The sequence below is a fragment of the Pedobacter cryoconitis genome (assembly GCF_003259615.1).
In the GTDB taxonomy this organism is placed as follows: Bacteria; Bacteroidota; Bacteroidia; order Sphingobacteriales; family Sphingobacteriaceae; genus Pedobacter; species Pedobacter cryoconitis.
Window position 1 is genome coordinate 79,146 of the sequence record NZ_QLLR01000008.1, and the last position, 12,878, is coordinate 92,023.

Annotated in this window: 14 protein-coding genes; 11 read left to right on the forward strand and 3 right to left on the reverse strand. The window is 38.8% G+C overall.

Features of this window, described 5'->3' with window-relative positions; genetic code table 11:
• Positions 1-7 precede the first annotated feature (7 nt).
• From dnaK to LY11_RS10670, 3 genes are read right to left on the reverse strand one after another with little or no spacing between them, the layout of a single operon-like run.
• Positions 8-1,864, reverse strand: coding sequence for a molecular chaperone DnaK (gene dnaK, locus LY11_RS10660; protein ID WP_111633694.1), 1,857 nt, complete (start codon positions 1,862-1,864; stop codon positions 8-10).
• Between the two features lie 30 nt (positions 1,865-1,894).
• Entirely contained in the window at positions 1,895-2,995 is a 1,101-nt protein-coding gene (locus tag LY11_RS10665) for a DUF3810 domain-containing protein (protein ID WP_111633695.1), read from the reverse strand.
• Positions 2,996-4,330 carry a dihydroorotase gene (locus LY11_RS10670; protein WP_111633696.1) on the reverse strand — a complete coding sequence of 445 codons (1,335 nt, stop codon included), beginning with the start codon at positions 4,328-4,330 and terminating at the stop codon, positions 2,996-2,998.
• A 145-nt stretch (positions 4,331-4,475) separates the two neighbouring features.
• Between LY11_RS10670 and LY11_RS10675 the strand changes: the two genes are divergently transcribed.
• From LY11_RS10675 to msrA, 11 genes are all read left to right on the forward strand, one after another.
• Positions 4,476-5,150 carry a GIY-YIG nuclease family protein gene (locus LY11_RS10675; RefSeq protein ID WP_111633697.1) on the forward strand — a complete coding sequence of 225 codons (675 nt, stop codon included), beginning with the start codon at positions 4,476-4,478 and terminating at the stop codon, positions 5,148-5,150.
• 229 nt (positions 5,151-5,379) lie between these two features.
• Positions 5,380-6,717 carry a DEAD/DEAH box helicase gene (locus tag LY11_RS10680; RefSeq protein ID WP_111633698.1) on the forward strand — a complete coding sequence of 446 codons (1,338 nt, stop codon included), beginning with the start codon at positions 5,380-5,382 and terminating at the stop codon, positions 6,715-6,717.
• Positions 6,718-6,719: 2 nt separating this feature from the next.
• On the forward strand, positions 6,720-6,989 hold the full coding sequence (locus LY11_RS10685) for a hypothetical protein (RefSeq protein WP_232324669.1): 270 nt from the start codon (positions 6,720-6,722) through the stop codon (positions 6,987-6,989).
• A gap of 53 nt (positions 6,990-7,042) precedes the next feature.
• Positions 7,043-7,378: a gliding motility protein GldC gene (gene gldC, locus LY11_RS10690; protein ID WP_068395129.1), complete on the forward strand. Its 336-nt coding sequence runs from the start codon at positions 7,043-7,045 to the stop codon at positions 7,376-7,378.
• A gap of 134 nt (positions 7,379-7,512) precedes the next feature.
• Positions 7,513-7,941, forward strand: coding sequence for a coiled-coil domain-containing protein (locus tag LY11_RS10695; protein ID WP_111633700.1), 429 nt, complete (start codon positions 7,513-7,515; stop codon positions 7,939-7,941).
• A 159-nt stretch (positions 7,942-8,100) separates the two neighbouring features.
• Complete coding sequence (locus LY11_RS10700) at positions 8,101-8,523, forward strand: hypothetical protein (protein ID WP_111633701.1); 423 nt, start codon at positions 8,101-8,103, stop codon at positions 8,521-8,523.
• A gap of 113 nt (positions 8,524-8,636) precedes the next feature.
• Positions 8,637-9,296 (forward strand): heme exporter protein CcmB, encoded by a 660-nt coding sequence (locus LY11_RS10705; protein ID WP_111633702.1) that lies wholly within the window; start codon positions 8,637-8,639, stop codon positions 9,294-9,296.
• A 125-nt stretch (positions 9,297-9,421) separates the two neighbouring features.
• Entirely contained in the window at positions 9,422-10,081 is a 660-nt protein-coding gene (gene ccsA / locus LY11_RS10710) for a cytochrome c biogenesis protein CcsA (RefSeq protein ID WP_111633703.1), read from the forward strand.
• 149 nt (positions 10,082-10,230) lie between these two features.
• Positions 10,231-10,437, forward strand: coding sequence for a CcmD family protein (locus LY11_RS10715; RefSeq protein WP_068395138.1), 207 nt, complete (start codon positions 10,231-10,233; stop codon positions 10,435-10,437).
• A gap of 164 nt (positions 10,438-10,601) precedes the next feature.
• Complete coding sequence (locus LY11_RS10720; protein WP_111633704.1) at positions 10,602-12,023, forward strand: Glu/Leu/Phe/Val family dehydrogenase; 1,422 nt, start codon at positions 10,602-10,604, stop codon at positions 12,021-12,023.
• A gap of 141 nt (positions 12,024-12,164) precedes the next feature.
• Positions 12,165-12,824 (forward strand): peptide-methionine (S)-S-oxide reductase MsrA, encoded by a 660-nt coding sequence (msrA, locus tag LY11_RS10725; RefSeq protein ID WP_111633705.1) that lies wholly within the window; start codon positions 12,165-12,167, stop codon positions 12,822-12,824.
• Positions 12,825-12,878: the final 54 nt, after the last annotated feature.

Below are 12,878 nucleotides of genomic sequence, written 5' to 3' on the forward strand. Positions count from 1 at the left end.
GTTTTAGTTAATCGATTGATTTTCCCTTCATGGCTTTCGAAACTGCGATGTCCATTAACCGTTCAGCGAAAGGACGCGTAAATTCATTCAGTTCGCCGGCCTTTTTAAGGATGGTATCTTTATTTCCTTCGGTCAAAGCTTCTCTTAAAGCAGTGATATACAGTTTAGTGTTTTCCAGTTCTTCCGGAGTTAATACAAAGCCATTTTTATCAATAAAACGCTCTGCAGTATAAACCAGTTGTTCTCCTTCGCCACGGGCTTCAATCAGCATTCTTTGCGCAACATCACTTTCTGCATGCGTAATACTGTCAATCAGCATTTTCTCTACCGTATCATCCGTAAGGCCGTAACTTGGGGTAATATCTATTTCCTGTTTCACGCCAGAACGTAACTCAACTGCCTGAACAGTTAATATTCCGTCGGCATTCAGGATGAAATTAATATCTACCTTAGGCATTCCTGCCGGCATCGACGGAATACCCTTTAAATCGAATTCAGCTAACTTCCTGTTTTCCTTAACCAGATCACGCTCTCCCTGGTAAACAGAGATTTTCATGTTCACCTGGCCATCTATTGAAGTGGTATACTGACGGCCTGCCTTGGTCGGAACTTTCGCATTTCTGGCGATGATCACATCCATTAAACCTCCCATGGTTTCAATACCCAGAGAAAGCGGTGTAACATCCAATAACAGAATATCTGACCGGTTACCTGCAAGGATGTCTGCTTGTATCGCAGCACCCAGGGCTACTACTTCATCAGGGTTGATCTGATCGTGCGGCTGACGGCCAAAGAATGCGGCAACCTGTGCTTTTACATAAGGTGTACGGGTAGATCCGCCAACCATAACCACTTCGTCAATAGCGCTGATGGTTAATTTAGCATCTTTCAGTGCTTGTTGACAAGAGCTTAAAGTCTCTGTAACTTTTGCTTCGATCAATTGCTCGAAAGTATGTCTGTCCAGCGTATACCACATATCTCCCGCTTTTTCATTGAACAGATTTTGAGTACTGAGTGCTTTTTTTGCTTCTTCCGCTTTTAAACGAAGGGTTTGCATCAATCCCGGATCTTCGGTCAGTGCAGTTGCATCAAGTTTATTTTTCTCAATCCAGTAATGAACAATAGCGCGGTCAAAATCATCCCCGCCAAGGAAAGTATTTCCATTGGTCGATAATACTTCAAAGATGCCATTCTGAATTGCCAGGATAGAAACATCAAATGTTCCGCCCCCTAAATCATAAACGGCAATCGTTTTCTGCTCTGTAGGGTCCAGTCCGATTCCGTAAGCTAAACTTGCTGCGGTAGGCTCATTGACAATTCTTAAAACGTCGAGTCCGGCTAAACGGCCTGCATCCCTGGTAGCTTGTCGCTGGCTATCGTTAAAATAAGCAGGAACAGTAATTACAGCCCGGTTAACAGGTGTTTTTAAAGCATGCTCTGCTCTGGCTTTAAGTTCTTTTAAGATCTCTGCCGAAAGCTCAATAGGGGTATAGAATTTATCTCCGGCCTGTATTTTAACCAGCGAATCATTGCCTTCGTCTATCAGTTTGTAAGAAAAGGTGTCCTGATGGCCAGCGATGTCTTTATAAGAGCGGCCTAATAAACGTTTAACAGAAAATATAGTATTAGCCGGATCAGTGATCAGAAATTCTTTTGCTCCATTACCCACCAAGGTATCTCCTGCAGCATTGAAATGAACAATAGAAGGGACTAATAGTCCTTTTCCTGTGTCATTTATAACTTTAGGGTTTTTGTCCGGGTCAATAAAGGCCACCAAACTGTTGGTCGTTCCTAAATCAATTCCTACAATGATTTCTTCTTTTTGTAAAGAACCTGTTGCCAGGTTGATGGATATCTTTGCCATAATCACGGCAAATTTAAGATTTTAAATGTATTAGGGTTGTAATGTTTTATTCAATTCCTTTTTATGCAGGTTAAATACCCATAAAACGATGTCCTGGTAACTATCCATACCCTTTTTCTGGTTATTGATTTTAAGGAACTTATCGAATGCAACTCCAAAGTAGCCTGACATTTCAGAGTTATACTTTCTCCAGAATTCCTGCTCGTTCTTAAAATCGGCAAGCGTGGCCTCATTTATTTTTTTAAAGAGGACCTCATAGTCTTCGGGCGATTTAATTCTGATCTCGAAAAGTACGTTTCGAAGGATGTTATAGTAACCTGAATATTGGAAATTAAGATCTGAACTGCCTGTACTAACGAGATAACCCACCAGGTTAGCTTCATCTTCACGCGCTACGCCCAGTTCGTGCGAAATTTCGTGACAGGTGATAAAAGGTAAATCTATTGCAGGTATCAGCATGTTGACATTCGCCTCGCCCGATGGAGGAGCGTAATAGCCCTCGATACCTGATTTGGTAATCGTTTGTTGCAGGATGACGGCTTTAACTGCTGGTATCCTGTAAGTAAATAAGGAATTGGTTTTTGCTAATTTATCATAAGCAGCTTTTGAGCCGCTTTCCAATTCTTTAATATTGAATTCTTTCTGGGCACCGGTCTGCCTTATTTTTTGTTTAATAGTATTGACCCGGTTAATCAGGAAGCCGCCTAATTGAACAAGATCTTTTGTCGTATATTTTTGATTACCAAGGCCTAATTGACTGGAAATAGAAGGTCTGGAATAATTCAGCCCCCAAAGGAGTTTAAAGACTATATATAAGAGCAGTGTAAAGTTGGCCAGCTGCAGCGGAAAGAAGAAGCGCAATTGCTGCCCCGGTGTCCTGTGTTTTATTTTTCTGATTGCTTTAAAAACCGACCAGAGGCAGTATAGTATTAAAAGCAGGTAAAGAAAATCGCCCACCGCAAAAGGAAACGGTGAGCTGATGAAGCGTTGAGCGACCGAAGTCAAAGGATAAAGACCGCTGGAATAAATAGTTTCTGTGAGCTGAGTGTTCAATCCTAAAAGGAAAATCAGTAAAGCAATACAGCTTAATATAACCAGACGACGTAATTTTGACTTGATCGCGAAATTCATTTATCTGTTGAAAGTTAATCGTTTTCCAGTTTCATTGGTCATAAACTTTCCTTTCTGGTAAGCCAGGTTTCCAGAGATAAAGGTATGGGTAATGTCGGCTTTGAAAGTTTCTCCTTCAAAAGGTGACCAGCCGCATTTATATAAAATATTAGCTTTAGTCACTTTAACAGGATCATTTAATGCAACAAGTACTAAGTCTGCCCAGTAACCTTCTCTGATAAATCCTCTTCTGTCAATTTGAAAGCAGGTAGCTACGTTATGTGCTGTCTTCTCCACTATTTTCTCAAGTGTAATTTTTCCCTGATGATACATTTCCAGCAGTGCAGAAAGTGCATGTTGTACCAGTGGGCCTCCTGCCGGAGCTTTCAGATAAGTTTGCGCTTTTTCTTCAATAGTATGCGGGGCATGGTCGGTGGCAATCACATCGATATGGCCATCTAATACACCTTTCAGGATAGCATCGCGGTCCGTTGCAGTTTTAACAGCTGGATTCCATTTAATCAGGTTTCCTTTGGTTGCGTAATCCTGATCGCTGAACCAGAGGTGGTGAACGCAGGCTTCGGCAGTAATTCTTTTATCTTTTAACGGGGTAATGGCATCAAACAATGCAATTTCTCTGGCCGTAGAAATATGTAGAATATGTAACCTGGTATTGTGTTTTTTAGCCAGTGAAACGGCAAGCGATGAGGAAATATAACAAGCTTCATCATTGCGGATCAGCGGGTGCATGTCTATAGTAATGTTTTCTCCGTATTTCTCTTTGAATGCAGCCATATTAGTTCTGATGGTCAATTCATCTTCACAGTGCGTGGCAACCAGCATCGGGGCTTCTCTGAAAATATTGTCGAGTACCTGCTCATTATCAACGAGCATATTTCCGGTGGATGAACCCATAAATACTTTAATACCACATACTTGTGCCGGATCAGTTTTCAGGACTTCTTCAATGTTGTCATTAGAAGCACCCATAAAAAAGGAGTAGTTAGCCAGGGACATTTCAGAAGCAATCTGATATTTGTCAGCTAACAGGCTTTGTGTAAGGGTATTCGGAACTGTATTCGGCATTTCCATAAAAGAGGTGATCCCTCCTGCAACTGCCGCCATACTCTCGGTAAAGATATCTGCTTTATGGGTTAAACCGGGTTCTCTGAAATGGACCTGGTCGTCAATCATACCAGGTAACAGGTGTAACCCTTCTGCATTGATTTCCTGATCGGCGGATCTGTTTATTACCGGACTGATTTCTTCAATTAATCCGTCTTTGATAAATACGTCCGCAACATAAATTTTTCCTTCGTTAACTAAGGTTGCGGCTTTTATAAGGATGGTGTTCATATTGCCAAATCTAAGGATTTTGAAGCAATATTTTCAGGCATGATTACGATTGCTAAAGTGAAAGCCAGTGTTAAATATACGATTATTTTTATACTAGTTACAGTCTTAACTGATTTAAAACCAATTAATATGACTAATTTTGGAAATGACTATTAAACACGTATTAACCAAGACACAGGAAAGCTTTATAAAAAAACACAAAATCCCAGCGGATTTGCTGTTTGACGCACAAGGAGAGGGGATGACAGAAGAGCTAAAGCAGCGTATGTCTGAGACGAACACAGTCTTCGCATACAACACTGTCGGTTGTACTAAAGATGATAATCATAATTTCAAAACTATCGGGGGTCATTGTCCGCAGTGTGAAACAGGAAAAATTGCAATTTTATTGAGAGAGCATGAAGCTGGTTTTATTTACATTGCTGGTTCAAGAAAAGGAACCTTGATTAAGGTAGGTTCTACAAGTAATATCATTGACAGGATTAAAAGCTTAAACATGCCTAAAACCAGGTATGCAGGTTTTGATGACTGGGTTCTTTTATTTGATGCAAGAACAACTACACAAGGAAGAAGCGAGCGTAAGATTCAGCAAAAACTGAGTGAAAACAAAGTGAATTACCTGGTGGAGAAAAGTGGAAAAGCAACTGATTCTGGTGAATTGTTCAGATGTTCTTATAATAAAGCGAAGGATGCAATCACAGCTTTAGAAACTGAAGAATCTTTCGAATTTACTCAAGTACATGAAAAAAGAGATTTAATTCCTGATTACCAATTCAAAAATTTAAAGGCAAGAGTACAGGTTGCTGCTGTTGAAGCATAACCGGCTTTCAATTTATAAATCTTCTGAAGTGACTGTCTGCGTGTTTTTAAGATAGACAATCATTTCTGGATTAGTTTTTTAATGCGTTTCTTTATTGATGAAACGCATTAAAAAACATGATCTGTTCCGTGAGAAATTAGTGTCAGTTTCTCCTTCCCCCTTTATTCATACAAATAACATTTAAAGAAGCGCTTAATTAGCTTCCTATTAATTATATTATATTTGCAAAATGCCAAAAACATTCGAAGAGTTCAACCTTAACAGACAGATTTTAAATGCTGTCGCTGATGCAGGGTTTACGGTTGCTACTCCAATACAAGAAAAAGCAATCGCACCGGTTTTATCGGGACAAGATATTTTTGGGATTGCCGAGACGGGAACAGGAAAAACGGCAGCTTACGTGCTGCCTATATTAATGCAGCTTAAATATGCTCAGGGCGATGCGCCACGTGCTTTAATTTTAGCACCAACACGCGAATTAGCGATGCAGATTGCTGAGCATGTCAAAATATTTTCAAAGTATACAGATTTACGTTCTGTAGTTATTTTTGGGGGAATTGGTCCGAAAACGCAGATAGAACAGGTGAAAGCTGGTGTAGATATTATTATCGCTACTCCGGGCCGCTTCCTTGATATTTATCTTGCCGGACATATTAATACACAATATCTGAAATTCCTGGTACTGGACGAGGCAGATAAAATGATGGATATGGGCTTTATTGGCTCTATCCACAGAATTCTGGAAGTTGTACCGCGCAAAAGACAGAATTTGCTTTTCTCGGCTACGATGAGTGATCTTGTACATAAGATTGCTGGTGATTTTCTGAAAAATCCAACTATTATTGAGGTTGGCCAGCAAGCGACTCCGGCACAAACGGTTACGCAGGGATTGTATGAAGTTCCTAATTTCAAGACCAAAATCAATCTTTTACAGCATTTATTGAAGAATGAGATAGATTTTAAGCGTCTGATTATCTTTTGTAAGACTAAAACTGTGGCTGATAATATTTTCAGTTTTATTGAACGCAGATATGGTGCTGCAGAGGTCAGGGTGATCCATGCGAATAAGGGACAGAATACGAGGATTAATTCGATCAATAGTTTTAAAGAGGGAAATATTCGTGTGCTGGTTGCTACGGATGTCGCTTCCCGTGGAATTGATGTAGCTGAGGTTAGTCATGTAATCAACTTTGATGTTCCAATTATTATTGAGGATTATGTTCATCGTATCGGCCGTACTGGAAGGGCTTATGCGAAAGGTGATGCACTTACTTTCTGTACGGAAGCAGAAATGTATTATGTTAAAAAAATTGAGAAACTGATGCGTCAGACGATTCCGGTTCTGGAGCTTCCGAAAGAGGTTTTTGTAGAAGAAACTCCTTATGAAGAGCGTCAGTATATTGCCAGGGAAATCGATAATCAGAAAAGAAAAGATGATCCTGATTTCAAAGGGGCTTTCCATGAGAAAAAACATGCTGCTGCAATTGCTGCGGCCGCTGCGGCTTCTGCGAAGAAAAAGATGGATAAAACTCCGGCCTGGAAGAAAAGAAAATTCAAAAAAACCTAGACTTGAAATTAACTCCTTTAAATATCGTCAGTTCGGGCTGTATTGTATTTGCTTTATTGCTTTTCTTTAGCCCGGATAAGCAGCTTCCTGTACAAAAGGGGGTGAATGGATTGTTAATAGGTCTTTGTGTTTTAACTGCAATTATTGCTTTCATTTCAGATCTGATTTTCCGGAAGTTCATACCTTTGCTTGGCAAATTATGGATAGTGGAGTGTGCTTTGATCATCTTCACTGTGGTATTGATGGTTATTCTAAGGGTTAGTTTAGGGTAATATTTAGCAGAGGTTTGATTTAATAGAAAACAAAAAACAAGAATTACATTGTAATGAAAACAGCAGAAATTAAAATAACGGTTGAGCTTGATGATAATAATGTCCCGGAGAATTTGATGTGGGAATCTACAGACGCGGAAACGCAGGAAAAGGTTCCTGTGAAATCTATGATGTTAGCGCTGTGGGACCATAATTATAAGAATTCAATGCGGATAGATCTTTGGACTAAGGATATGCCTGTAGATGAGATGAAAAGGTTCTTTTATGAGACTTTGCAGACGATGGGCGATAGTTTTTTAAAGGCAACTGGTGAAACTTTGATTATCGAAGATTTAAGAGATTATTGTGCGCATTTTGCAGATAAAATGGGGATTGATCCAGGTAAGTAAGAATTTTATCGTATCCATATTTGTATTGTAATTTTGAATATTGGTTAGGGATAATGTATATGTATGTGTTTTTAAAGTTAAATTGTTTGTTTTTAAATTAAGTTATGTAGTTTTATTGCAGATGATTTAAAGATATGGAACAATTGAAAGAACAGTTAGCTAATCTGGAGAGAGTTATTCAGGTATTGGTTGGTAGTATAGAAGGTCTAAGTATCAGAATTACCAGGGTTGAAGAAAGGCTGGATAGAATTGAGGCAAGACTTGATCATATTGAAGCGAGGCTGGACCGGATCGAAGCTAGGCTTGATAAGGTTGAGGCAAGGCTCGATCAGATTGAAGCTAGGCTTGATAAGGTTGAGGCAAGGCTCGATCAGATTGAAGCGAGACTTGATGTGGTCGAAGCCAGGCTTGATGAAGCGGATGGTAAATTTGATCTGATACAGTTTAACTTTGAAAATGTTCACAAAAAGCTGGATTTTGTAATAGACGAAATTGTTAAAATTGATGGGGTTACAAGATATGTGGATATTGACAAAAATTTAAAAACAATAAAATCAAGATAAAAGGATTTCCCTTTTATACCTAAACAAAAGCTTCGGCAGGAGCTTTTGTTTAGGTTGAGCTAAATATCATGTGTAAGTATAGTATTTATGTTGGATTTTAGGTTAATTCAGTAAATAGATGATATTTTTGTAGCTCTTTATTTAAAATATGCTTTTTTTATGAAAATTCAAGGTGTAATTGGTGCCTTATTACTTGCTGTTGGAGGAATGTGCCCTTTGGTACATGTCCCTATTATTGGAAACTGGAACTATTTTGGTATAGATCAGTCCCTGGGGACTATTTTTTATGTAATTGTTATACTTGCTTTCCTGGGAGCTTTTCTAAACAAAACTGGCTTATTAAGGGGCTGCGGATGGGCGGCAATTGTAATGGTTATATTAACATTATCGGCTGTATGGTTTAAGTCGCATGATTATTTTAGCTTTATACATTTTAAGAAATTAATCAACCTGGCTTCGGGAATGGTAAAATATAAGTGGGGATGGTTCGTGATTTTAGCTGGTGTACTTCCTCTGATCACGGTTAGAAAGAAGGTTATTGTTATTCAGCAGATACCGGAAATTCCACTTTCAGAAGTTTAATCGCAGTCTTATAGCTGCTCTTTTATCATAGAAGTACAATATAATTAATATTTAAAGGGTAAATGCCCCTGCTTCGGTGAAAAAACAATCCATAAAATTATATTTGTGCCGGAATGCAGTTAATAAAGGAAGTTAAGTTTTTAATTGGGAAAGAGTTGTTGCTGGAGTGGCGCTCAAAGTATGCGTTGAATGGAGTAGTGCTTTATGTAGTATCTACTGTATTTGTCTGTTTTCTCTCTTTTGTTTCTTTAAGAGGGGTAACCTGGAATGCTTTATTCTGGATTATTATGTTGTTCGCTTCTATTAATGCGGTTTCCAAGAGCTTTCTTCAGGAAAGCAAGGGAAGGCAGCTGTATATTTATACGATTGCAAGCCCGCTGGCATTGATTATATCCAAAACTATTTACAATATCTTTTTGATGTTGTTGCTCACGCTGATTGCTTTGGGCTTTTATACGCTGGTATTTGACTATGTGCCGGAAGATATGGGACTTTATCTGGTCGCTACGGTGCTGGGCAGTCTGAGCTTTTCAACCATTTTTACCATGATTTCAGCGATAGCTTCCAAAGCTGGCAATGGCGGGATGCTGATGGCAATTTTAAGTTTTCCTGTGATTATACCGGTTATTACGGTACTGATTAAGCTGAGTAAAAATGCAATTGACGGACTGGACAGAAGCGTGAGTCTGGATGAAATAGGAATCCTTTTGATTATCAATGTACTGGTGGCCGTGTTTTCACTGATGTTGTTTCCATACTTGTGGCGGGACTAAAGTGCTTACGGTGCATTTAAAAAATTAACTAAATTATATAAAGCTTTGTTACCTTTGAACTCGCAAAATTGAGCTGATCGTTTTGATGGTGATTGGTTTAACAAGCGACCTTAAATCTGAAATAAATGTATAAATCCTGGTGGAAAATTTTAGGAGCGGTATTGGTAGTTTATTCTACAATAGCTGGCTTCTTAGCGTCAGTTCCTGCTTTACCTATATTGCATCAAAGTATTAGAAATCTGTATTTCCATGTTCCGATGTGGTTTAGTATGATCGTGCTTTTTAGTGTTTCGGTATACCATAGTATAAAATATCTGAGCAATAACAACGAAGAACATGATATGAAAGCGGTACAAAGTGTAAATGCTGGTGTACTGTTTGGTATCCTTGGAATTATTACAGGTGCTATCTGGGCGAAATTTACCTGGGGACAAGCCTGGAGTTTTGATGTAAAACAGAACTTTGCTGCGATTGCCCTTTTATTGTACTTTGCTTATCTGGTACTGAGAAATGCAATTGATGAGGATCAGAAAAGAGCAAAGATTGCTGCAATCTATAATATTTTTGCCTTCCCGATGATGGTGGTATTGCTTTTTGTATTACCAAGATTATCAGATTCACTGCATCCGGGTAATGGAGGGAATCCGGGGTTTAATGCTTATGACCTGGACAGCCATATGAGAATGGTTTTCTACCCGGCATGTTTAGGCTGGATATTAATTGGCTACTGGATATATACACTGCTTTTCAGGGTGTCCGCTATAGAGAAAAACAAAACAGTATAAAATATAATCTGATGAAACCATCATGATTTTTCAAATCGCACAACGAAATGTAAATAAAATCATGATAGCTTCATAACCGTTAAACCACGAAGTGCTCTTGAATGCAATTAAAAAACAATAAAGACTTCGAAAAAAACAAATATAATCTGATGAAAAAACTTATTACTACAGTCCTGATGTTAATGGTTACACTGCAACTTTTTGCACAGGATCAGACTTCTGCAATCACCGATACGCTTGCAGGATCAGAAAAAATTTACGTGGTTGTTGTTTGCGTGGCAGTTATTTTACTGGGACTGATCTTTTTCCTGTTCTCAATTGATCGCAGATTAAAAAAACTAGAAAAAAAATCTTAAGGTAAAAAAATTATTTTAAAGCCTTTAACACAGGTTTTTGAGTGATTTTTGGAGAGGTGTTTCACTTACACTAAGCAATTATTAATTTGTATTAATCGTTTTTTTTAGTGCAATTTTGCAGGTATAAGAATAAGAACATAATTCAAATTCATAAAAATCAAATAATGGCTACTACAGCAAACGAGACAAATTTTTTTACAGATGTCTGTAAAAACTTTGATAACGCAGCACAATTCACCGGTCACCCAGAGGGTTTACTTTCCCAAATTAAAGCTTGTAACAGTGTTTATCGTTTCCAGTTTCCAATCCGAAGAGGAAATGGATTCGAAGTAATTGACGCATGGCGTGTTGAACACTCTCACCACATGAGTCCTACCAAAGGAGGGATTCGTTACAGTGAAATGGTTAATGAAGATGAGGTAATGGCATTGGCGGCACTAATGACTTATAAGTGTGCAATCGTGAATGTTCCTTTTGGTGGTGCAAAAGGTGGAATTAAAATTACGCCAAAAAACTATACTACAGGTGAGCTGGAAAACATCACCCGTCGTTATACTACAGAATTAATTAAAAAGAATTTCATCGGTCCTGGTATTGACGTTCCTGCTCCTGATTATGGATCCGGAGAACGTGAAATGAGCTGGATTGCTGATACATATATGACCATGAACCCAGGTCAGCTGGATGCGTTAGGTTGTGTTACCGGTAAGCCAATTGCTTTACATGGTATCCGCGGACGTAAAGAAGCTACCGGCCGTGGTGTTGCTTATGCAGTAAGAGAATGTGTTAGAGTAACAGAAGACATGCAAAAAATCGGTCTTAAAGCTGGTTTGGATGATAAAAGAGTTATCGTTCAGGGATTAGGAAACGTAGGGTACCACTCTGCAAAATTCCTTACTGAATTCGGTGCTACTATTGTTGGTCTTTGTGAGTTTGAGGGTGCTATTTACAATGAGAACGGACTGAATGTTGACGAAGTGTTCGCACACCGTAAATTAACAGGTTCTATCTTAGGTTTCCCTGGAGCCAAAGAATTTAAAAATTCTATGGAAGGATTAGAGCAGCCATGTGATATTCTTGTTCCTGCTGCATTGGAAAATCAAATTACTGCAGAAAACATCAGAAACATCAAAGCGAAAATTATCGCTGAAGGTGCAAACGGACCATGTACTCCTGAAGCTGAAGAAATCTTCACTGAAATGGGTGGTATTATCATTCCTGACATGTACTGTAATGCAGGTGGTGTAACTGTTTCTTACTTTGAGTGGTTGAAAAACCTTTCTCACGTAGCTTTTGGCCGTATGGAAAAACGTTATGCTGAAAACTCAAATGCTAACTTAATCAATACACTGGAAAGCTTAACAGGTCAGAGTATTCCTGCTGAACACCGTTTAATGATTGTTAAAGGTGCTTCTGAATTAGAATTAGTAAATTCAGGATTAGAAGATACAATGATCCACTCTTACCATGAAATCAGAGAGACTCTTTTAACTAAACCCGGTATCCAGACTTTAAGAACTGCTGCTTTTGTTGGTTCAATCGACAAAATCGCTGTTTCTTACATGAACTTAGGTATCTGGCCATAAGCCTCAGCTAAATATATCAGATCCGCAACGTGTAAAACGTTGCGGATTTTTTTTGCAGCTTATATGACATTCTGATTAAAATCTACGCTGCCGGCTTTTCGTATATTGGTCTGGAGGAATGATTCCTATAATCATCCAGCTATGAGAACAGCCATTTATTTAGTAATGATCAGTTTATTGTTTGTTTCCTGCTCAGACAGAAAGCAGCAAATAGCAAGCAGTAACGGGTTTGCCGTTTTACCTGTACGCAAATCAAATGAGGCGGTAGCTACTTTTGCCGGAGGGTGTTTCTGGGCAATGCAGGAGAGTATGGTTCAGCTGAAAGGTGTAAATACAGTCATTAGTGGATATGCAGGCGGGAGTACTGTAAATCCCACCTACGAAGATGTTCTGAGTAAGAATACTGGTCATGCAGAATCTGTTCAGGTCTATTATAATCCGGATGTGATTTCTTACACACAACTTCTGCATGCTTTTTTCTTCGCACATGACCCTACTGAATTAAACAGGCAGGGGCCAGATGCTGGAAATGATTACCGGTCAATTGCTTTTTACCGCACTACTGAAGAAAGAAGGACAATTGCTAAAGTTATGGCAGAGATGGAGGCCGCAAAATACTATCCCGATAGTTTTGTTACAGAACTGGAACCATTTGAAGTCTTTTATCCCGCGGAAAGTTCACATCAGGATTATTATGAGCGTAATTTATGGGATCCTTACATCAGAAGTGTCTCAAAACCAAAAGTGATGCGTGTAAGGAAAGAACTGCCTCAATTGATTAAAAGTGAGTATCTTAAGTAGTGATGCTCCTGCCACTCCAATAACTTTTTCTGGCATTATGTCGTTTATTTGTCA

Excerpts from the sequence above, each read along its gene's own strand:
- dnaK (WP_111633694.1), bottom strand. The coding sequence starts at position 1,864 with ATGGCAAAGATATCCATCAACCTGGCAACAGGTTCTTTACAAAAAGAA.
- LY11_RS10665 (WP_111633695.1), bottom strand. The coding sequence starts at position 2,995 with ATGAATTTCGCGATCAAGTCAAAATTACGTCGTCTGGTTATATTAAGC.
- LY11_RS10670 (WP_111633696.1), bottom strand. The coding sequence starts at position 4,330 with ATGAACACCATCCTTATAAAAGCCGCAACCTTAGTTAACGAAGGAAAA.
- LY11_RS10675 (WP_111633697.1), top strand. The coding sequence starts at position 4,476 with ATGACTATTAAACACGTATTAACCAAGACACAGGAAAGCTTTATAAAA.
- LY11_RS10680 (WP_111633698.1), top strand. The coding sequence starts at position 5,380 with ATGCCAAAAACATTCGAAGAGTTCAACCTTAACAGACAGATTTTAAAT.
- gldC (WP_068395129.1), top strand. The coding sequence starts at position 7,043 with ATGAAAACAGCAGAAATTAAAATAACGGTTGAGCTTGATGATAATAAT.
- LY11_RS10695 (WP_111633700.1), top strand. The coding sequence starts at position 7,513 with ATGGAACAATTGAAAGAACAGTTAGCTAATCTGGAGAGAGTTATTCAG.
- LY11_RS10700 (WP_111633701.1), top strand. The coding sequence starts at position 8,101 with ATGAAAATTCAAGGTGTAATTGGTGCCTTATTACTTGCTGTTGGAGGA.
- LY11_RS10705 (WP_111633702.1), top strand. The coding sequence starts at position 8,637 with ATGCAGTTAATAAAGGAAGTTAAGTTTTTAATTGGGAAAGAGTTGTTG.
- ccsA (WP_111633703.1), top strand. The coding sequence starts at position 9,422 with ATGTATAAATCCTGGTGGAAAATTTTAGGAGCGGTATTGGTAGTTTAT.
- LY11_RS10715 (WP_068395138.1), top strand. The coding sequence starts at position 10,231 with ATGAAAAAACTTATTACTACAGTCCTGATGTTAATGGTTACACTGCAA.
- LY11_RS10720 (WP_111633704.1), top strand. The coding sequence starts at position 10,602 with ATGGCTACTACAGCAAACGAGACAAATTTTTTTACAGATGTCTGTAAA.
- msrA (WP_111633705.1), top strand. The coding sequence starts at position 12,165 with ATGAGAACAGCCATTTATTTAGTAATGATCAGTTTATTGTTTGTTTCC.